The following is an 18,561-nucleotide window of genomic DNA, read 5'->3' as shown; positions in this document are numbered from 1 at the left end:
GCTCATATTGCTCTTCTTGCTCACTGCCTGTAACTGCTTCCTCCGGGACCTTCCGTCCCAGTATCAGGCTGTCCAGGTCAAAGGGGGAGCTTCACCGTGCACCAGGACGGCAGCCTCCAGGAGGGCTACTACGTCGCGGAGCTGACCGGGCTGAACACCCGCGAAGGCTGGCCCGAGGGTATGCGACTGATCGTGCGCCGGGTGCGCCCGACCCGGCGACACCTGAAGAAACTGACCGCGTTCGAGAAGAAGACCGGCTGGCGCTACTGCATCACCGCGACCAACATCCGTCACATGTGGGGCATCGCCGGCTCAGGACACAGCCAGTTCCTGGACGTGCTGCACCGCTCACACGCGTCCGTGGAAGACCGGGTGCGCACCAACAAGGCCATGGGACTGGACAACTTGCCCTCCGCCTCATGGGAAGTGAACCGCGGATGGATGCTCGCCGCGAACCTCGCCGCCGACCTCGACGCGTGGGTGCGGCTGCTCGCCCTGCATGACATCGACGACCTGGCCGACGCCGAGCCGGACACCATGCGCTTCCGCCGCTACCACCTGCCCGCCCGCCTCGCCGACCACGCCCGCCGCCGCTGGCTGCGGATCGAGGCGACCTGGCCCTGGGCCACGGCATTCACCACCTGCTGGCAACGGCTGAGCACTCTCCCGGCCGTCACCTAACGAGCACCCCGACAACCCCAGCAAGACAGGAAGGAGCAGCCCCGAACGACCTCCGGGTGCCGTGGAACCCCGGCGCAGCCGCGGCGACACGCGAAGGCCCCACCCGCGATCACGCGGGACAAACAGGGCGAACCAGTAATCCCGTCACGCACTCACGACCGCTGACGAATCGAGGCTAATCCCACGATCATTTCGGCAGCCGCTTCCCAGGCCCCTGCCTGTCATCGTCCTCCACTCTGCCTGCGGCTGGCCCGAAGCTCTCGGGCGACTGTCACGACCGGCTGCGACGGTTCACCGACGCAGTAGCCGACCCCGGCTCGACGCCTCCACCGCCCTTTGTCATTTGCAACGTTGTGGGAGAGGTCCTGCACTGCACACCCGTGCACAGTGCACGGTTTTTGGTTTCTCGCATGCTCACGATCCGGCATCCCAATCTCGCCGCCTATGCAGAGCGCGCCGAAAGACGTATCCTGACGATCCGTCACGGAAAGCGAACGAGGTTTCTGTTGAACTCAAACGATGCCAGCAACAAGCCGAAGGGGGCGTCGGCGCCCACCAGGAACCAGATGAGGCTGGAAGAGAAGATCGCGGGATTCGAACACAGGCACACTTTCGGTAAGAGCTTGACTACCTATTTGAGTCGAAATCGAATCAAAGTGGTTCGCGTTGAACAGGGGTTGCAAGGGCGATGGAGCCTTTTTGGTATCCTTCCCACACCTACCGCCGAGATGTTCGATATCGATCGGGAACTTCTCTTTCTTGTCACGGACTACGAGGCCGTCGAGCCACGAATCTTGAACGACCTCCAGTCGCAGATGCGAAACAACGCGCGGGTGGAGGACGAGATCGCCGTCCTGATCAGCAGGGACAGTAATGCCCGACGGCTGGTCAGAATGCGGGCGGGCGAGGCCGCTATCCTGACCATTGACGGACAGAGCCTGCCGGGTGAGGTCCCCGATTTTAGGGTCATCGTCTCCGAGATGCTGGAGAGCGTCGACCACTTCAACGTCACTACCCCCATCACCTCTCCCAGTGCATTTTTTGGCCGACAGCGCGATATATCCAGTGTCAGGCGGTTCCTCCACCAAGGCCAGCACGTCGGCATCTTCGGACTCCGGAAGGCAGGGAAGAGCAGCCTGTTGAATCGCGTTTCGGTGCTGGAACGGGAGCGCGGCTCAATCGTGGTGAACTTGGACCTCAACGAGTACTTCGGAACTCCACGGCGTTTTCGAGCAGGCGTCGTGAGGTCACTTTCGGAAGAGCTGACCAAGAGCAAGATCCTCGTTCCAAGGTTGCGTAGCTTGAGATCCCATGGGCGGGATGACTTCATCAACGAATACTGGATGAGCGACCTGGACTTGCTTCTGAACGCAGTCCCCGCCTCACGCGATGTTATCTTCGTGATCGATGAGATCGACAGCGCACTCCCGTCGCGGATTCTCAGCAGGGCCGAGGCCGATGAAGAAGTCGGGCTCTTGCGGGCACTCTCACAACTTCGCGCCTTCATTCAGAAGCGCCAGAGTCGCGGCCAGATTCCTCCGGTCATCCTGTCCGCCGGGGTCGACCCTTCGCTCTTCGAGAGAGCTTCGGTACGAGGTATCACCAATCCGCTTTTCCAATTCTCGGCGCTTAAATTCATCGAGCCGATGGACCGGGATGAGCTGCAGAATATGATTCGGACCCTCGGTAAGCGGACCGGCCTCAAATTCCGAAGCTATGAGGTGATTGACGAACTAATGGAGGAATACGGAGGCCACCCATTGCTGACCCGCCAGGCCTGCTCCCACGTGCACCGCCACCGCCCCGGAGGGGTGGTGCCCTACCAGGTGCAGAAGAGTGACGTACAGAAAGCCTTCGCCGCCAGGGGGCCGGGCTCGCCGCTGGAACACGCTCGCGCCATCCCGGAAAGCTTCGCCGAGTGGTTTCCCGAGGAATCGACGCTACTCAGCGAGCGATGGTCGAACCTGCAGTTCGGCCCCATGGGTACATCCGGTCTGGAACACGCCATTTCCTATGGGCTGCTTCACGATGACGGAAGTGTTCGGATGAGAGCACTTACGAGGACGACGTGACATGACGTTCCGGTTCAAAAGCCACGACGTACTTGCCGAAGCAATCGTCGAACACCTCGCCCACGGCCAGATCGTGCTTCTCCGTGCGATGCCAGGTTCCGGCCGCTCGGTTCTTCTCGCCAGCATCGCCGAGCAGTACAAGGAAATTATTGGGTGTGCTCCCCGCATCCTGCGGCCCGAGGAAAAGGCAGACCCCGACTCCGTGGTGCGAGAAGTCGAGTCGCAAATCTTACGTTGGGGACAGGCGGCCCTGCTTCTGGACGACTGGGGAAAGATGGTCAGATCGTCTCCCGGCACTCCGTGGCAGCAGAGGATGACCCGTCTGTGCGTGGACGGGCCGCAGGCCGTCTCGACCGGGGCCCTCATCGTGGGCGCACCGGGCGAGAACCTCTCACGGTTCGGCGAACAGGCGAGTCCCCTCGTGGACGCTGCTCATGAGGTGTTCCTCATGCCTCTTCTGACTGTCGAGGAGATATCCCAGGCACTAAGTGAATCCGAGATCGGCAACGTCGCAGCTGAGTCGACCGCCCTCGAGTACGGCGGCAGTGTCGGCCTGTTGAGAAGCTACGCCGACGGCCGGCTCACTGAAGCAGAAATCGAGGAGGCGGTTGTCAGTCTCGCCTATCACACCCAGTCGGATGCGGCACAGCGGATCATCGATCTATCGCGTAGGGAGGGTTTGGAACTCGCTTGCGAAGAGATCGACGCTCGGCTTAGTCCGATTGTCATCCGGACCTCTTCAGGGCGATCCGCGATAGCGAAGGCATTCCATAGTCGTGGCATTAAGGACCTGGTCATCGGCTCAGGATCGGCTTGGCCCAGGGACCGTAGAGCGGCGGTGCAGCGTTTCTACTGCCGAATTTACGGAAGTGACGACGTGTTCTGGTACGACCGCTACTTGAGTACTGGGCTTCCGGACCTGACGGACTTCCTGGACGAGCTCAGCACCGTGGCGGAGGGCAAGAACCGCACGTTGCGTCTTCTCAGCGGTCGACCACTCAAGCAGATCGGACCTGCCGCACAGGCTCGTTTCGTCTCGGCAGCCACCACATGGGCCGCACGCGGCCTGCACGTTTACTGGCACGCTGTTCAGAGGAAAGACATCGGCCCGCTTCATGACAGACAGCTGGTGTCCAGGTCGCGACTCGAGGGGCATCATCTACCGCCGGCCGACCGCCTGGTCGGCAAGGTCCCGGCAGGTAACGAGAACGATGCGCTATTGCCGCATGCCCCCATTGCGTCCATCGAGGCCGCGTGGCTCAGATCATCGTGCCTCATGTGCTCGGGACTGACGAGCTGCCAGTACTGAGAGCGAGGGCAATATGGTCCGCCCGACGGCAGCCCGGGCGGACCCAAGTCGAACGGGACGGTGCTGAGGCCCCCGACAGGATTCGAACCTGCGACACCCGACGGCCAGGTCCAGCGCTCGGCTGGCCGTAGAGGCAGCCTGCTCGACCTCGCCTGCGGTCAGGTACGAGTCGGCGAGCCAGGACAGGTACAGACTTTTGTCCCGCGCGTAGGTGTCGCCGTACTGCGTGAGTGCGGTTTCCAGAACGGGGACCGCGCGCAGCGGACGCCGCAACTCCGTCCAGCACCGGCTGTTCATGATCTGAAGCTCGGTCTGGTCTACCCAGGCGGCCCAGTCCGGTTCCAGGACCGTGGCGGCGTCGGCTTCGGAGAGCGGAACTCAGCTTCCGTGAAAGGTGCCACTCGTGTCGCAGGACGAACGGAGAACGGGCGGCCGGGGGGATCTGCCGGTCACGGCGGATCTGCCCGGCGGCCCAACGCGAGCCCGGCACCTCACAACCGACCGGGTGGTGTTCGGAGTCGCCGCCGACCTCACCCTCGCCTTCGTGACCTGGGGCGCCACCGCCACCGCCACCGACTCGACTTCGAGACCCGCATCGGCCCGGGCCCGGGCCCGGGCACGGACCACCGCGATCACCCGTCCGAGCCCGGAACACCGTCCGACCGAGGCCCCGGCGCCCCGGCCGCCCGTCGCCGGGCCGCCCGCGTGCTCTGCCCCGCGGCCCGGTTCAGGAAAGGAGATCGGCCGCCGCCCGCGCGCAGCCCAGGGCCACCGTCACCCCCGCACCCCCATGGCCGTAGTTGTGCACCAACCGCCCACCGCCCGGCAGCGGTTCGGCCCCGATCCGCACACCGGTGTCGCGTGCGGGACGCAGACCCACCAGGTGCCCGATGACCCGCGCCCCCGCGATCTCCGGCCGGATCCGGGCACACCGGGTCACGATCTCCTCGGCGGTACGGGGGTCGGGCACGGTGCTCCAGTCGTCCGCCTCGGCCGTGCCGCCGAGAACCAGCCTCCCGGGCTGCGGGAAGAAGTACGTCGTCGCGTCCGACGCAGGGTCCGCCTCGGTGAACCACTTCTCGATCCCCGGGTTCTCCACCAGCACCAGCTGGCCGCGGACCGGGCGAACCCCGGCATCGGGTACCAGCTCGCGCGCCCCGAGACCAGTGCAGTTGACCACCGTCGACGTCTCCGCGGCGGCTTCGTCGAACGAGGTGACCGTACGCCGCTCGACAGCGCCGCCTGTCGCCGCCAACTGCCGCTCCAGCCAGCTCAGATGCACCGGCATGTCGATCAGCGGCAGCCGGACCCGCAGCCCCTCCGCGACCTCCGTCACGTCCTTCAACTGCTCTGCCCACGACCCGAGAGCGGCGAGCCGCTCGCCCCCGTGCAGACCGGAGACCAGCCGCACCCCCGTCTCGTCCGGGCGCCCGGCCAGCTCCTCATATTTCCGGAGCGAGGTCAGCGACCAGTCGCCGACCAGCTCCTCCGGCTCGATCCGGTACGGCCACCACAACGCCCCCGCCACCGCCGACGTCGTTGCCGCGGCCGGCTCCCGGGACCAGACCCGCACCCGGTGGCCGCGCTCGGCCAGCACCAGGGCCGTGGTCAGCCCGCTGATCCCACCACCCACCACGATCACGTCCGGCACGTCCGTTCGTCCCGTCACCACTGCCCGTGTGTCGCTCATGGCCGGACGCTAACGGAATCCGCGCGGCCGTGCGCACATCGGGTCCGCGTGGGGAATACTCGGAACATGTCTGCCGAGTACGCGACTTTCGGCCTTGTGCCGGCGAGGCGAGCCGGTGGAGTTCTGGCCAGTGGTGACCACCAGGTGCACCGGGACTTCATGGACTTCGTCATCGACGGCCGTCCGCTGCTGTTCCACCTCTCCGACCTCGACGCCGTCTCCCCGCTCGCCTCCGACGTACCGCCCGCGATCTTCACCACCCACGTGCGGCGCCTGCTCCTCGAAGCGGACGCCCCACTGCCCGACGGACGCTATGTGATCTACGGGTGTCCCGCATGCGAGAGCCTCGCATGCGGGGCGGTCACCGCCGTCATCGAACGCGACGGCACCGACGTCGTCTGGCGCGACTTCGCCTGGCAGACGAACAAGACCGCCGACCTGGAACAGGGCGGCTACCACGGCACAGGGCCGTTCCGCTTCGACGGCGACCAGTACCGGCAGGAACTGGAACGCCTTCTGCCGTCCGAGGGGGCGAACGGCACGGAACCGGCCCCGGACGCGCCCGCCGGACAGCGCGTGCTGCTCATCGGCGCTCGAGTCGCCGTACTCGCCAAGCTCGCCGCCGCGCTCCGCACCATCGGGATCGGCGCCGACATCACCGCGGACGCCGCCCAGGTACCGGCCGAGGAACTCCGCGGCTACCGCGCGGTGGCCTTCGGCCGGGCGATCACCGAGGACGAACGCGCCGCCGTGCGGCAGGCGTTCACCCGGGCCGCCGCGGACGTCGCCTACGTGGACGGCCTGGCCCCGGTGATTCCGGTGCTGGTCGCCCAGATCGAACACGCCCTGGACCGCAGCGCACCGGCCCGGCGCCGCCTGGTCCGGCTGATGGCGGCGGACGGCACGGCCGAGGTCGACGTCACCTCGGCCTGCCGGGTCAGCCTGGTCGCGTACCGCCTCGACCGGCTGTACCGCACCCACGCGCAGGAGGTCTTCGACGGCGTACTGGAGCCGGGGCAGCATCGAATTCCACTGGGCGCACGGGCCGTCAAGGGGCAAACCTTCATCGTGGCACGCACCACCGGGAGCGTGCTGGTGGCACCCGTGATCCACCACTGACCAGGGCGTCGATTGCCCTGGCGGTTCGCCCATCGCCGCACACGATGCCTCGAACGCACCACCAGTCGTCCAGGAGGTCCGCCTCCATGCCGCGATGAACGGCGACCTGGGCGGGCCCGCCCCCGCGATCCGCGCCCGCACTCGCGCGGAACTGCGCCCCGGCACCCCCGCCGGCTTCTCCGACTCCCGTCGAGAGCGAAGCCGTCCGACGATTAGGATCGACACCCTGATGACTGCCACTCTCGTCGCCAAGGACCTCGCCGCCGGACACGGCGACCGCACTCTCTTCGCCGGTCTCGACCTCGTCGTCGCACCCGGTGACGTGATCGGTCTCGTCGGAGTCAACGGAGCCGGAAAATCGTCTTTGCTCCGGCTGCTCGCCGGGCTCGACCGGCCGGAGGAGGGCGAGCTGCGGCTCTCTCCGCCCACCGCCACCGTCGGTCACCTCCCGCAGGAGCCGGAGCGCCGCCAGGACGAGACCGTGCGGGACTTCCTTGCCCGCCGGACCGGCGTCGCCGACGCCCAGACGGCGATGGACGCCGCCACCCAGGCCCTCGTCGACGGGGCACCGGGGGCGGACGACGCGTACTCCGAAACTCTCGAACGCTGGCTGGCCCTCGGCGGCGCCGACCTCGACGAGCGCGCCGAGGAGATCGCCGCCGACCTCGGTCTGACCGTGGGCCTCGACCTGCCGATGACCGCGCTCTCGGGCGGCCAGGCCGCCCGCGCCGGACTCGCCTCGCTGCTTCTGTCGCGGTACGACGTCTTCCTGCTCGACGAGCCCACCAACGACCTCGACCTGGACGGCCTGGAGCGGCTGGAGCGCTACGTCTCCGGGCTGCGCGCCGGCACCGTCGTCATCAGCCACGACCGCGAGTTCCTGATGCGTACGGTCACGAAAGTCCTCGAGCTCGATCTCGCCCAGCAGCAGATCAACCTCTACGGCGGTGGGTACGCGGCCTATCTGGAGGAGCGCGACCGGGCCCGCAGGCATGCCCGCGAGGAGTTCGAGGAGTATGCCGACAAGCGCTCCGCCCTCGAAGGCCGCGCCCAGATGCAGCGCGGCTGGATGGACAAGGGCGTCAGGAACGCCCGCCGCAAGGCCACCGACTCCGACAAGCTCGGCCGCAAGTTCCGCAGCGAAGCGAGCGAGAAGCAGGCTGCGAAGGCCCGGCAGACGCAGCGCATGATCGAACGGCTCGATGTCGTCGAGGAGCCGCGCAAGGAGTGGGAGCTGCGGATGGAGATCGCCACGGCCCCGCGCTCCGGATCGGTCGTCGCCACGCTCCGCGAGGCGCAGGTCGTGCGCGGCGACTTCGCGTTCGGGCCGGCGTCGCTGCAGATCGACTGGGCGGACCGAGTGGCGATCACCGGCGCCAACGGAGCCGGCAAGTCCACTCTCCTCGCGGCGCTGCTCGGCCGCCTGCCGCTGGACTCGGGCCATGCGACGCTCGGCTCGGGCGTGGTGGTGGGCGAGGTGGACCAGGCACGGAAGCTGTTCCACGGCTCGGAGACCCTGCTGGAGGCGTTCTGCGCAGCCGTCCCCGAGACCGAACCGGCCGAGGTCCGCACGCTGCTCGCCAAGTTCGGGCTGCGCGCGGACCATGTGATGCGGCCCGCCACGACCCTCTCCCCGGGCGAACGGACCCGGGCGGCCCTCGCCCTTCTCCAGGGCAGGGGCGTGAACCTCCTGGTCCTGGACGAGCCGACGAACCACCTCGACCTGCCCGCGATCGAACAGCTGGAGTCGGCGCTCGACTCGTACACGGGGACGCTGCTGCTGGTCACGCACGACCGAAGGATGCTGGAGGCGGTGCGGACGACGCGGCGCGTCGAGGTGGCCGACGGCAAGCTGACCGAGGCCTGACCCACTCAGGCCCGAGCAGGCGAAAGGCCGAGCCCGTCCGGCGATTGAGGACGAAAAGGGGTCCGGTGACGAACCCCCTTCGATTCGGGAAGGGGCGGGTGGCGAACAGCCGCGCAGCGGACCGCCCTCACCCGCCCCCGCCGTCAGCGATTCCTTCCGCTCTGCTTCGGATCCGCCAGCCCCGCCCGCCGCAACGCATCCGCCATGGCGCTGTTTACCGGTGCCGGCGCCTGACGCGCAGAGCCGCCACCACCGCCACCGCGCCGGTCACGGTCCTGACCGCCCTGACCCTGACCCTGGCCCTGCCGCTGCCGCGGCGGCCGACCGCCCTGGCCACCCCGCTCCCGCTTCGTCCCGCCGCCCTGCGACGACGACTGTCCCTTTGAAGCCTCGTCGTCCAGCCGCAGCGTCAACGAGATCCGCTTCCGCGGAATGTCGACGTCCATCACCTTCACCTTCACGATGTCGCCCGGCTTCACGACATCCCGCGGATCCTTCACGAAGGTCTTCGACATGGCCGACACGTGCACCAGACCGTCCTGGTGCACACCGACGTCCACGAACGCCCCGAACGCGGCGACATTCGTGACGACCCCCTCCAGCACCATCCCGGGGGCCAGATCACCGATCTTCTCGACGCCCTCCTTGAAGGTGGCCGTCTTGAACGCGGGCCGCGGGTCGCGACCCGGCTTCTCCAGCTCCCTCAGGATGTCCGTGACCGTCGGCAGCCCGAATTTCTCGTCCACGAAGTCGTCCGCCCGCAGCGACCGCAGCACACCCGAGTTGCCGACCAGCGACGCGACATCCCCGCCCACCGTCTTCGCCATCCGCCGCACCACCGGGTACGCCTCCGGGTGCACGCTCGACGCGTCGAGCGGGTCGTCTCCGCGGATCCGGAGGAAGCCCGCACACTGCTCGTACGCCTTCGGGCCCAGCCGCGCCACGTCCTTCAGCGCCTTCCGGGACCGGAACGGCCCGTTCGTGTCCCGGTGCGCGACGATGTTCTCGGCGAGACCGGAGCCGATGCCGGAGACCCGCGAGAGCAGCGGGGCCGACGCGGTGTTGACGTCGACACCGACGCCGTTCACACAGTCCTCGACGACCGCGTCCAGTGAGCGCGACAGTTTCACTTCGGACAGGTCGTGCTGGTACTGGCCGACACCGATCGACTTCGGGTCGATCTTCACGAGCTCGGCCAGTGGGTCCTGCAGACGCCGGGCGATCGACACCGCACCACGCAGCGACACGTCCATGTCGGGGAGTTCCTGCGAGGCGAAGGCGGAAGCCGAGTACACCGAGGCGCCCGCCTCGGACACCATCACCTTGGTGAGCTTCAGCTCCGGGTGCCTCTCGCACAGTTCACCCGCGAGCTTGTCCGTCTCGCGGGACGCCGTGCCGTTGCCGATCGCGATCAGATCGACGGAGTGCTCCTTCGCCAGCCGTTCCAGCTTGGCCAGGGACTCGTCCCACTTGTTCGCCGGGACGTGCGGGTAGATGACGTCGGTCGCGACGACCTTGCCGGTCGCGTCGACGACGGCGACCTTCACACCTGTACGGAAACCGGGGTCGAGCCCCAGCGTGGCGCGCGTCCCGGCCGGCGCGGCGAGCAGCAGGTCGCGCAGGTTCGACGCGAAGACCCGTACCGCCTCGTCCTCCGCCGCCGTCCGCAGCCGCAGCCGCAGATCGATCCCGAGGTGGACGAGGATCCGGGTCCGCCACGCCCACCGCACCGTGTCGCCGAGCCACTTGTCGCCCGGGCGGCCCCGGTCGGCCACGCCGAAACGGCGGGCGACCATGTTCTCGTACGTCGAAGGGCCCGGTGTCTCCGAGGGTTCCTCCGGCTCCAGGACCAGGTCGAGCACGTCCTCCTTCTCGCCCCGGAGCATCGCGAGGACCCGGTGCGAGGGCAGCGCGGTGAACGGCTCGGCGAAGTCGAAGTAGTCGGCGAACTTCGCGCCCTCCTCCTCCTTGCCGTCCCGCACCTTCGCGGCCAGCCGCCCGCGCGACCACATGCGCTCACGCAGCTCGCCGATCAGGTCGGCGTCCTCCGAGAACCGCTCGGTGAGGATCGCACGGGCACCCTCCAGAGCCGCGGCGGCGTCCGCGACACCCTTGCCGGCGTCGACGAAGGCGGCGGCAGCGGCGAGCGGTTCGACGGACGGGTCGCCCAGCAAACCGTCGGCGAGCGGTTCGAGCCCTGCTTCCCGTGCGATCTGCGCCTTGGTCCGCCGCTTCGGCTTGAACGGCAGATAGATGTCCTCGAGCCGCGCCTTGGTGTCGGCGGCCCGGATCTGCGCTTCCAGGGCCTCGTCGAGCTTGCCCTGTTCGCGTACGGAGTCGAGGATCGCCGCCCGCCGGTCCTCCAGTTCCCGCAGGTATCGCAACCGCTCCTCGAGCGTGCGCAGCTGCGCATCGTCGAGCATCTCGGTCGCTTCCTTGCGGTAGCGCGCGATGAACGGCACGGTCGACCCGCCGTCGAGCAGCTCTACGGCCGCTTTCACCTGCCGCTCGCGTACGCCGAGCTCCTCGGCGATCCTGCCTTCGATGGACGTCGTCACGGTTCTACCGACTCGCCTTCTCGTACTGGCTGTGCTGGGCTGTACTGGCTGTGCTTACCGGGGCGGGGCCCCTTCGGTCTGCATTGTGCCGGGTGGCCGGGCGCCATGTCGCCCGACCACCCCACTTGTCCGCCGGTCGGCGGGATCAGCCCTTGCCCATCAGATCGGCCGGGAACGCACCCGCAGAAGCCGCCGTGAGGAGAAATCCGCGCGCCAGCTCGGTGAGCCGCTCCACGCCCTCCGCTCCCAGATGCTCGTACGGTGCCAGGTCCATCCGGTCCGTGGTGTCCTCCAGCTCCGCCCGCAGCGCGACGCCCGCCTCCGTCAACTCGCCCTCGCCGTCCAGGAGTCCACGCCCGCGCAGCCGCTCGGAGGCTTCGTCCCAGTCGCTGCTGCGCCAGCCGCGGGTGGCGAGGACCCAGCGCGGGTTCATCCCCTTGCCGGTCGCGGTATGGCTGACCAGGGCCTCCACGGGGTCGAGACCGGCTTCGACGAGAGCCGCGAGGTGGCCGTCGCCGCGGTGCTCGCGCAGCAGTGTCCCGGCGTGCCAGTACGCCAGGTGCGGCTGCTGTGGCACCGGAAGATCGGCGTGGGCGGCGTAGAGCGGCCGGGCGTGTCGCGTGCACGCCTCGGCGGCGCGCAGCGCCAGCCCCGCCGCCTCGGCCATGTCGGGGGAGGTGATGATCTCCTCGCCCAGCAGCCGGCGCAGCGTGGAGTCGGCGGCGCGCAGCCGGGCGTCCAGGACCGCCTGCGGCGAGGCGACGGACCATACGGCGGGCAGATGCCGGGCTACGAGGTCGTGGTTGAAGTTGTAGAAGGTCGCGGTGACCGTGCCGGGGCCGACGGCGCCCAGCGCCGCCGCGCGTCCGGCGATGTAGACGGCGTTCGAGTCGTCGATGCCGAGCTCCCCGAACTCCTTGCCGAGGTCGGGGGAGAAGTAGATCGTCGAGTGCAGCGGGTTGACGGCGTTGTGGCAGCGGCGTCCGGCCTGCGGCGGCAGAATACTCATACGGTCACATTACCGACTGGTCGGTACGTCCTGTAACCCCGTGCGAGGCACCCGATTCGTGCGGGCCGGGCATGGCAGAAAAGGTGGGCTTTTCGTCATTGCGGCCATGCTCCCCGCTGTCCAGGATGGCAGCCATGACGCAGCGATCCGTACTCGTCGTCCTCTTCGACGGCGTGCAGAGCCTCGACGTGACCGGTCCCTTGGAGGTCTTCGCCGGGGCCTCCCACTTCGCCGGGGCCGCTTACGGACTGCGCACCGCTTCCCTCGACGGCGCACCGGTGCGTACGAGCAGCGGCCTGACCCTCGTCCCGGACGGCAGTCTCGCCGACGCCGATCCGCCGCACACCCTCCTTGTTCCCGGCGGCGAGGGCACCCGCGTCCCCGACCCGGCACTCGTCGACTGGCTGCGCGGCCACGCACCGCGCGCCGAGCGGCTCGTTTCCGTCTGCACGGGGGCGCTGCTGCTCGCCGCGGCCGGGCTCCTGGACGGGCACCGGGTGACCACGCACTGGACGGTCTGCGACCACCTCGCCCGCAGCTACCCGGCGGTCGAGGTCGACCCGGACCCGATCTTCGTGCGCGACGGCAGGCTGGCCACCTCCGCCGGGGTCACCGCCGGTATCGACCTCGCCCTCGCACTCGTCGAGGAGGACCACGGCCGGGACATCGCGCTCACGATCGCCCGCCACCTCGTGGTCTTTCTGCGCAGGCCGGGCAACCAGGCACAGTTCAGCGCCCAGCTCACCGCACAGACCGCCCGGCGCGAACCGCTGCGCGCCGTCCAGCACTGGATCACTGAGCACCCCGGCGAGGACCTCACCGTCGAGGCACTCGCCGACCGTGCCCGGCTCTCGCCCCGCCACTTCGCCCGCGCCTTCCAGGCCGAGACCGGCCTCACGCCCGGCCGTTACGTCGACCGCGTACGCCTCGAACACGCCCGCCGGCTTCTGGAGGACACCACCGACGGAGTCTTCGGCATCTCGCGCGCCTGCGGCTACGGAACCCCGGAGGCCATGCGTCGCGCGTTCATCAAGGCCCTCGGCACGGCACCCGCCGAATACCGCCGACGCTTCCGCACCCAGCGGGCCGCTCACTGACCGTCCGGCCCGCCGCCCATCGACGACCGACCGAAAGGCACATGCCATGCAGATCGCCATCGTCCTCTTCGACCGCTTCACCTCACTCGACGCCGTCGGCCCCTACGAAGTCCTCTCCCGCACCCCCGGCGCCGAGACCGTCTTCGTCGCCGAGCGGACCGGCCCCGTGCGCAACGACAGCGGCAGCCTCGCGCTCGTCGCCGATCGGACCCTCGCCGACGTACCCGCCCCGGATGTGGTGATCGTCCCCGGCGGCCCCGGCCAGAGCGCCCAGATGGAGAACGAGACGCTGCTCGGCTGGCTGCGCGCCGCGGATGCGGCCAGCACCTGGACGACCTCCGTCTGCACCGGCTCGCTGCTGCTCGCCGCGGCCGGTCTGCTGGAGGGGCGGCGCGCCACCTCGCACTGGCTCGCCCTGGACCTCATCAAGACCTTCGGAGTGGAGCCGACCGGCGAACGTGTCGTCATCGACGGCAAGTACGTGACGGCCGCCGGCGTCTCGTCCGGCATCGACATGGGGCTCACCCTGCTCGGCCGGATCGCCGGCGACGAGCACGCCCAGGCCGTACAGCTGCTGACGGAGTACGACCCCCAGCCGCCGTACGACGCGGGATCACCGGAGAAGGCCCCGGCCGCGCTCGTCGAGGAATTCCGCACCAAGAGCCGCTTCATCCTTCATTAGGGGGTGGCCGCAAAGAACCGCGAAGGGTGGCCGCACCGTGACGCCGTCCGCCCGGAGGGCGTGGCCCGCCGCGGACCGGGCGGGACTCTGCGGACGCGCCCCTACGGGATGTCCGGCGGATCACGGCCGGCGCTCAGGTCGTCCAGGTGAAGTGTGGCGCCCGCCGCTCCAGGAAGGCGGCGACACCCTCCGCGGTGTCGCCGCTGCGGCGCGCCAGCTCCACCCAGTACGCGTCCCGGTCCTCCCGCCCCGTGGCGAACTCCTTCGCCGCCGCCTGTGTCAGCTGTGAGCGCGATGCCAGGATCCGTACGTACGCCCCCACCCGCTTGTCCAGCTCGCCGGCCGGCAGTACCTCGTCCACCAGTCCGGTCCGCAGCGCCCGTTCCGTGTCGATCAACTCGCCGGAGAACAGCAGATGCTTTGCCGCGGCCGGTCCGATCAGCGAGACCAGCCGTCGGGTCGACGACGCGGCGTAGACGATCCCGAGCTTGGCCGGGGTGACGCCGAAGAAAGCGCCTTCTTCGGCGAACCGCAGATCGCAGGCGGCCGCCAGCTGGCTGCCGCCGCCCACGCAGTAGCCGCGCACCGCGGCGAGCGTCGGCCGGGGGAAGGCGGCCAGGGCCTCCTCGGCCGCCACCGCCAGAGCCTGCGGATCGTACGCCGGGCCGCTCGCCCGGTCCCGCAGCGAGGAGATGTCCGCGCCCGCACAGAAGGTGCCCCCCGCGCCGGTCAGAACCAGGGCGCGCACGGCGGGGTCGGCGGCCATCCGCTCCAGCAGTCCGGGCAGCGCCCGCCACATGGCGGCCGTCATGGCGTTGCGCTTGGCCGGGTTGCTGATCACGACGGTGGCGATGCCGTCCGCGACGGTGAGCTGCAGTTGCGGTTCCGTACGGTCCATGCGCCGGATGCTATCCGTCCCGTTCGAACCTATGATCAAGAAGGGGACGGGAAGCAGGCACGCACCGTGAGGAGCTGTCAGATGCCCGGTCACGGACTCCAGGGCAGCAAACTGAGCCGCGGCTTCAGCGGGCTTGTCCTGCTCGGCGCTCTGCTCGTCGTGGCCGGCCTGGTCGGTCTCGTCTACACCGAGGCCGCCACGCTCACCTCGATGCTCCTTTTCGGCTGGCTGCTGCTCATCGGCGGCCTCATCGGTCTGCTCCACGCGATCCAGTCCCGCGGCACCGACTACTTCTGGCTCGGTGTGGTGGTCGCCGCGATGTACATCGCCGCAGGTGTCGTCGTGATCCGTCATCCGCACGGCACGGCCGAGGCACTCACCATGTTCGCCGCGCTGCTCTTCCTGACCGGTGGGGTGTTCCGGCTGGTGGGAAGCCTCGTGGTGCGTGGGCCGCAGTTCGGCTGGACGCTGTTGCAGGGCGCCTTCGGGCTGCTTCTGGGATTGTTGGTGCTCTTCGACTGGCCGCACAGCAGCCTCTATGTGCTCGGCTTGTTCTTCTCGCTGACGTTGCTCTTCGACGGGCTGAGCCTGATCGGGATCGGGGTCGGTGGCCGCCGCATCGTCTCGCTGGTCTAGGGCGTGTTGGCGGCCGAGGCACTGCCGGACAAGCCCTCAGGAGAAGATCAGAACCAGTCCAAGAAGTGACGCTGTCATACTCACTTGAAAAAAATTCTGTCGATAGAGGTCGACTTCTGCTCAGTAGCACAGCCCGGACCGACTACTCCCCGCACTCTGTACTTCGACGTGCAGTGACTGTCGAGTCGAGAGCAGGTGCGGGAACTATGGAGAGCCGCGGGAGTGTCCCCGCCAGACCCGTGTCGTACGAGGGAGTCTGGCGGTTCACCGCGCCGGCCGTCGACGTCTCCGTACCGCAGGCCCGGCACGCCGTACGCGATCTGCTGAACCGCCAGGGCGTGCCGATGGACGAAGGCATCGCCCAGGGCCTGCTGCTCATCGTCTCGGAGCTGGTCACCAACGCCGTGAAGCACGCCGCGCTGCTCTCCCCGGAACTCGCCGTCGAGGTGGCCGTCGGTGCCGAATGGGTCAGAGTCTCCGTCGAGGACAACCACCCGTACCGGCCCACAGCGCTGGAGACGGACTATGCGCAGACGGGCGGGCGCGGGCTGCTGTTGGTCCGGGAGATCACGAACGAGGCGGGCGGCGCCTGCGATGTCGAGCACACTGCAGGCGGCGGAAAGATCATCTGGGCCGCGCTGCCGCTGAACCCGTACCTCTGACCGCCCCCGCCCGTCCCACGCCCGCCGTTCGGTTCGCCGCTACCAGCCCGCGGACGGGCCGGTCAGCTCCCTGATCGCCGGGCGCGCAGCATCGAGCACCGTCATGAACCACGCCGAGAACGGTGCCTCGGCATGCCGCTTCGCCAGTTCGTCAGCGGCCACGAACGCTGTCTCACCGACCTCCTCCGGGTCCGGCTCCGGCTCCGCCTGCGCCATCCCGACGAAGAGGTGGTTGAACTCCTGCTCCACCAGACCCGAGGCCGGGTCGGGGTGGTTGTAGCGGACGGTGCCCGCCTCGGCCAGCAGCGAGGGCGAGATCCCGAGCTCCTCGTACGTACGCCGGGCGGCGGCGGTGAAGGGTGCCTCGCCCGGGTACGGGTGGCCGCAGCAGGTGTTCGACCAGACACCGGGCGAGTGGTACTTGCCGAGCGCCCGGCGCTGAAGCAGCAGTCTGCCCTGCTCGTCGAAGAGGAACACGGAGAACGCCCGGTGCAGTTGACCGGGTGCCTGGTGGGCGGCGAGCTTCTCCGCCGTGCCGATGGTGGTGCCGTTCTCGTCGACCAGTTCGAGCATGATCGCTTCTGCTGCGCCGTTCGACGAGCTGTTCGCCGCGGTGGCTGGTGTGGTCGGCATACCCATCCTTCGCTATGGTGCCCGGCCTCGTGCGCCGGTCCCCTCGAGTCTGCTCAAGTCTGCCGTACAAAAGCGGCTTGTCCGTACTTCGGGTCCTGGCATGTCCGGTCCCGCCGCACCTGGTGGATGCGGCGGGACCGGACGGCACGTCAGATCCCGAATGCTGCCGGATACTGGATCGTGCCCGTCGGCACGGGCACGGAATCGTCGAGGACCAGAGCCATCATCGCCTCGTCCGGCACCTCGAAGCCCGCCCGGATCCCGTACCGGGACGCCGGTACGAAGCCGAACCGCGGGTAGTAGTCGGGATGCCCGAGCACCAGCACGAGCGATTCGCCCCGCAGCCGGGCCGCGTCCAGCGCGGCCCGGACCACCGCCTGCCCCGCGCCCCGCCGCCGGCGGTCCGGGGCCGTCGCCACGGGGGCCAGTGCGAGCGCCGGTGCGTCACCGACCCGGCACCGGGTCAGCAGGGCGTACGCCGCGATGTCCCCGGTCCCTTCGGATTCCCGTGCCACGTAGGACAGACCGGGCAGCCAGGCCCGCGGATCGGTGCGCAGCGTGTCTACGAGACGGGCCTCGTCCGGAGTCGGGAAGGCTGCCGCATTGACCGCGCGCACCGCACCGATGTCCGCCGTCGTCTCCGGCCGGGTGGTCCAGCGGGGGTCGGCGGGGCGCAGGGCGTACGCGGCATAGCCGTACTCCGTACCGTGGTCGCGGCGCATGGCCAGTTCCTCCCGAGTGGACCCGAGCGCCCACGCCATGCCGGGGGCCGACGGATCGGTGGCCGCGACCTTCTCGCCGAGCGGCACGTAGTACTCGTCCCAGTCGCTCTCGGGCTGCAGCCGCACCCCGAGGACGTGATAGCCCGCCGCGACGGCCTGCGCCGTCTGTGCGGACACCGGGAGCATCGGGCCGTCCTGGTCCCAGAAGGCGCGCGCCTCGTCCGACGGCGCGTCCGTCGTCCAGACGCAATGGCTGACGACCAGCGAGCCGCCCGGGGCGAGCAGCCGCTTCCAGTCCCGCAGCGCGGTGTCGAAGCCGATGATGTACGCGGACCCCTCGGCCCAGACCAGATCGAACGACGCGTCCGCGAAGTCCGGGGTACCTGGGCCGGACAGCCTGCCCATGTCGGCGTGGACGGTACGGATCCGGTCGCCGAGCCCGCGCGCCTCGGCAGACGCGCGCAGCTCGTCGAGGAACGGCTGATGGGTGTCGACGGCCGTCACCTCGGCGCCGGCCTCGGCGGCGAGCAGCAGCGCGGCACGGCCGGGACCGCAGCCCAGATCGAGGACGCGCGGACGCCGCGGCAGCGGGCCGGTGCGGGCGAGCAGCCACCGGGTGGTGGCGTCGGAGCCGGGGCTCTGCCGCGGCAGGTGGTGGTGCAGGGAGAAGAACGCCTCGTAACGGGCGGCGTGATCGTTGTCGGTCAACGTGGGTAACCCTTGAGTGAGAGGGTTCCGGCCAACGTGGCGACTCGGCGTGCGTGAGTCGGGGCGCTGGTGCCCCTGCCGGCAAGCTTTGCCCCGTCGCGGGGCAAACGTTGCCGGTCACGGTACTAGGGCGTGTTTCGAAAGTCCCGCCTGCCTGGCGACGCCTGGCACGCACGCGCGCTGCGTTGTCGGGCTCGCCCCGATACGCCCAGTATCGG

15 protein-coding genes and 1 pseudogene are annotated in these 18,561 nt (G+C 69.1%); 10 read left to right on the top strand and 6 right to left on the bottom strand.

The annotated features are described in order from the left end of the window. Nucleotides 1-96: 96 nt before the first annotated feature. The 4 genes and pseudogenes from AB0915_RS32655 to AB0915_RS32640 all read left to right on the top strand — a co-directional run. Nucleotides 97-681, top strand: coding sequence for a transposase (locus tag AB0915_RS32655; RefSeq protein ID WP_366694506.1), 585 nt, complete (start codon nucleotides 97-99; stop codon nucleotides 679-681). A 410-nt stretch (nucleotides 682-1,091) separates the two neighbouring features. Continuing rightward, the gene (locus tag AB0915_RS32650) at nucleotides 1,092-2,753 is read left to right on the top strand and encodes a hypothetical protein (RefSeq protein ID WP_366694505.1); all 1,662 of its coding nucleotides are present in this window, start codon (nucleotides 1,092-1,094) and stop codon (nucleotides 2,751-2,753) included. Nucleotide 2,754: 1 nt separating this feature from the next. Continuing rightward, nucleotides 2,755-4,062: a hypothetical protein gene (locus AB0915_RS32645; protein WP_366694504.1), complete on the top strand. Its 1,308-nt coding sequence runs from the start codon at nucleotides 2,755-2,757 to the stop codon at nucleotides 4,060-4,062. 403 nt (nucleotides 4,063-4,465) lie between these two features. Continuing rightward, nucleotides 4,466-4,648 (top strand): annotated as a pseudogene (locus AB0915_RS32640) (BCCT family transporter); the annotation flags it as partial. A 141-nt stretch (nucleotides 4,649-4,789) separates the two neighbouring features. Here AB0915_RS32640 and AB0915_RS32635 read toward each other — a convergent pair. Then, entirely contained in the window at nucleotides 4,790-5,752 is a 963-nt protein-coding gene (locus tag AB0915_RS32635; RefSeq protein WP_366694503.1) for an FAD-dependent oxidoreductase, read from the bottom strand. A gap of 66 nt (nucleotides 5,753-5,818) precedes the next feature. Here AB0915_RS32635 and AB0915_RS32630 point away from each other — a divergent pair, with 66 nt between their 5' ends. Next, nucleotides 5,819-6,871, top strand: a complete 1,053-nt coding sequence (locus AB0915_RS32630) for an oxidoreductase (protein ID WP_366694508.1) — start codon at nucleotides 5,819-5,821, stop codon at nucleotides 6,869-6,871. A gap of 229 nt (nucleotides 6,872-7,100) precedes the next feature. After that, nucleotides 7,101-8,738 (top strand): ABC-F family ATP-binding cassette domain-containing protein, encoded by a 1,638-nt coding sequence (locus AB0915_RS32625; RefSeq protein WP_366694507.1) that lies wholly within the window; start codon nucleotides 7,101-7,103, stop codon nucleotides 8,736-8,738. A 143-nt stretch (nucleotides 8,739-8,881) separates the two neighbouring features. On the opposite strand, the gene AB0915_RS32620 is transcribed toward AB0915_RS32625, so the two are convergent. Together AB0915_RS32620 and AB0915_RS32615 are read right to left on the bottom strand one after the other, a co-directional pair. Then, the gene (locus tag AB0915_RS32620) at nucleotides 8,882-11,296 is read right to left on the bottom strand and encodes a Tex family protein (protein ID WP_366694502.1); all 2,415 of its coding nucleotides are present in this window, start codon (nucleotides 11,294-11,296) and stop codon (nucleotides 8,882-8,884) included. 145 nt (nucleotides 11,297-11,441) lie between these two features. Further along, entirely contained in the window at nucleotides 11,442-12,305 is an 864-nt protein-coding gene (locus tag AB0915_RS32615) for a hypothetical protein (protein WP_366694501.1), read from the bottom strand. A 134-nt stretch (nucleotides 12,306-12,439) separates the two neighbouring features. Between AB0915_RS32615 and AB0915_RS32610 the strand changes: the two genes are divergently transcribed. Together AB0915_RS32610 and AB0915_RS32605 are read left to right on the top strand one after the other, a co-directional pair. Continuing rightward, complete coding sequence (locus tag AB0915_RS32610; RefSeq protein WP_366694500.1) at nucleotides 12,440-13,402, top strand: GlxA family transcriptional regulator; 963 nt, start codon at nucleotides 12,440-12,442, stop codon at nucleotides 13,400-13,402. A gap of 46 nt (nucleotides 13,403-13,448) precedes the next feature. Further along, a complete protein-coding gene (locus AB0915_RS32605) occupies nucleotides 13,449-14,084 on the top strand; it encodes a DJ-1/PfpI family protein (RefSeq protein WP_366694499.1) in 636 nt (211 codons plus the stop codon). A gap of 133 nt (nucleotides 14,085-14,217) precedes the next feature. Here the strand turns inward: AB0915_RS32605 and AB0915_RS32600 are convergent, their stop codons facing one another. Continuing rightward, complete coding sequence (locus tag AB0915_RS32600; RefSeq protein ID WP_366694498.1) at nucleotides 14,218-14,982, bottom strand: enoyl-CoA hydratase-related protein; 765 nt, start codon at nucleotides 14,980-14,982, stop codon at nucleotides 14,218-14,220. Nucleotides 14,983-15,063: 81 nt separating this feature from the next. Between AB0915_RS32600 and AB0915_RS32595 the strand changes: the two genes are divergently transcribed. Next, entirely contained in the window at nucleotides 15,064-15,618 is a 555-nt protein-coding gene (locus tag AB0915_RS32595; RefSeq protein ID WP_366694497.1) for a DUF308 domain-containing protein, read from the top strand. Between the two features lie 206 nt (nucleotides 15,619-15,824). Further along, complete coding sequence (locus tag AB0915_RS32590; RefSeq protein ID WP_366694496.1) at nucleotides 15,825-16,280, top strand: ATP-binding protein; 456 nt, start codon at nucleotides 15,825-15,827, stop codon at nucleotides 16,278-16,280. A gap of 39 nt (nucleotides 16,281-16,319) precedes the next feature. Here AB0915_RS32590 and idi read toward each other — a convergent pair whose 3' ends face one another. After that, nucleotides 16,320-16,913, bottom strand: a complete 594-nt coding sequence (gene idi, locus AB0915_RS32585) for an isopentenyl-diphosphate Delta-isomerase (protein WP_366694495.1) — start codon at nucleotides 16,911-16,913, stop codon at nucleotides 16,320-16,322. Between the two features lie 149 nt (nucleotides 16,914-17,062). Further along, nucleotides 17,063-18,343: a bifunctional class I SAM-dependent methyltransferase/N-acetyltransferase gene (locus AB0915_RS32580; RefSeq protein WP_366694494.1), complete on the bottom strand. Its 1,281-nt coding sequence runs from the start codon at nucleotides 18,341-18,343 to the stop codon at nucleotides 17,063-17,065. Nucleotides 18,344-18,561: the final 218 nt, after the last annotated feature.

Source organism: Streptomyces sp. NPDC048411 (genome assembly GCF_040704695.1).
In the GTDB taxonomy this organism is placed as follows: domain Bacteria; phylum Actinomycetota; class Actinomycetes; order Streptomycetales; family Streptomycetaceae; genus Streptomyces.
The sequence above is the reverse complement of the archived record's forward strand: the minus strand, read 5'-3'. Positions and strand labels throughout refer to the sequence as shown.

Excerpts from the sequence above, each read along its gene's own strand:
- AB0915_RS32615 (WP_366694501.1), bottom strand. The coding sequence starts at position 12,305 with ATGAGTATTCTGCCGCCGCAGGCCGGACGCCGCTGCCACAACGCCGTC.
- AB0915_RS32590 (WP_366694496.1), top strand. The coding sequence starts at position 15,825 with ATGGAGAGCCGCGGGAGTGTCCCCGCCAGACCCGTGTCGTACGAGGGA.
- AB0915_RS32600 (WP_366694498.1), bottom strand. The coding sequence starts at position 14,982 with ATGGACCGTACGGAACCGCAACTGCAGCTCACCGTCGCGGACGGCATC.
- AB0915_RS32645 (WP_366694504.1), top strand. The coding sequence starts at position 2,755 with ATGACGTTCCGGTTCAAAAGCCACGACGTACTTGCCGAAGCAATCGTC.
- AB0915_RS32650 (WP_366694505.1), top strand. The coding sequence starts at position 1,092 with ATGCTCACGATCCGGCATCCCAATCTCGCCGCCTATGCAGAGCGCGCC.
- AB0915_RS32605 (WP_366694499.1), top strand. The coding sequence starts at position 13,449 with ATGCAGATCGCCATCGTCCTCTTCGACCGCTTCACCTCACTCGACGCC.
- AB0915_RS32595 (WP_366694497.1), top strand. The coding sequence starts at position 15,064 with ATGCCCGGTCACGGACTCCAGGGCAGCAAACTGAGCCGCGGCTTCAGC.
- idi (WP_366694495.1), bottom strand. The coding sequence starts at position 16,913 with ATGCCGACCACACCAGCCACCGCGGCGAACAGCTCGTCGAACGGCGCA.
- AB0915_RS32625 (WP_366694507.1), top strand. The coding sequence starts at position 7,101 with ATGACTGCCACTCTCGTCGCCAAGGACCTCGCCGCCGGACACGGCGAC.
- AB0915_RS32630 (WP_366694508.1), top strand. The coding sequence starts at position 5,819 with ATGTCTGCCGAGTACGCGACTTTCGGCCTTGTGCCGGCGAGGCGAGCC.
- AB0915_RS32635 (WP_366694503.1), bottom strand. The coding sequence starts at position 5,752 with ATGAGCGACACACGGGCAGTGGTGACGGGACGAACGGACGTGCCGGAC.
- AB0915_RS32610 (WP_366694500.1), top strand. The coding sequence starts at position 12,440 with ATGACGCAGCGATCCGTACTCGTCGTCCTCTTCGACGGCGTGCAGAGC.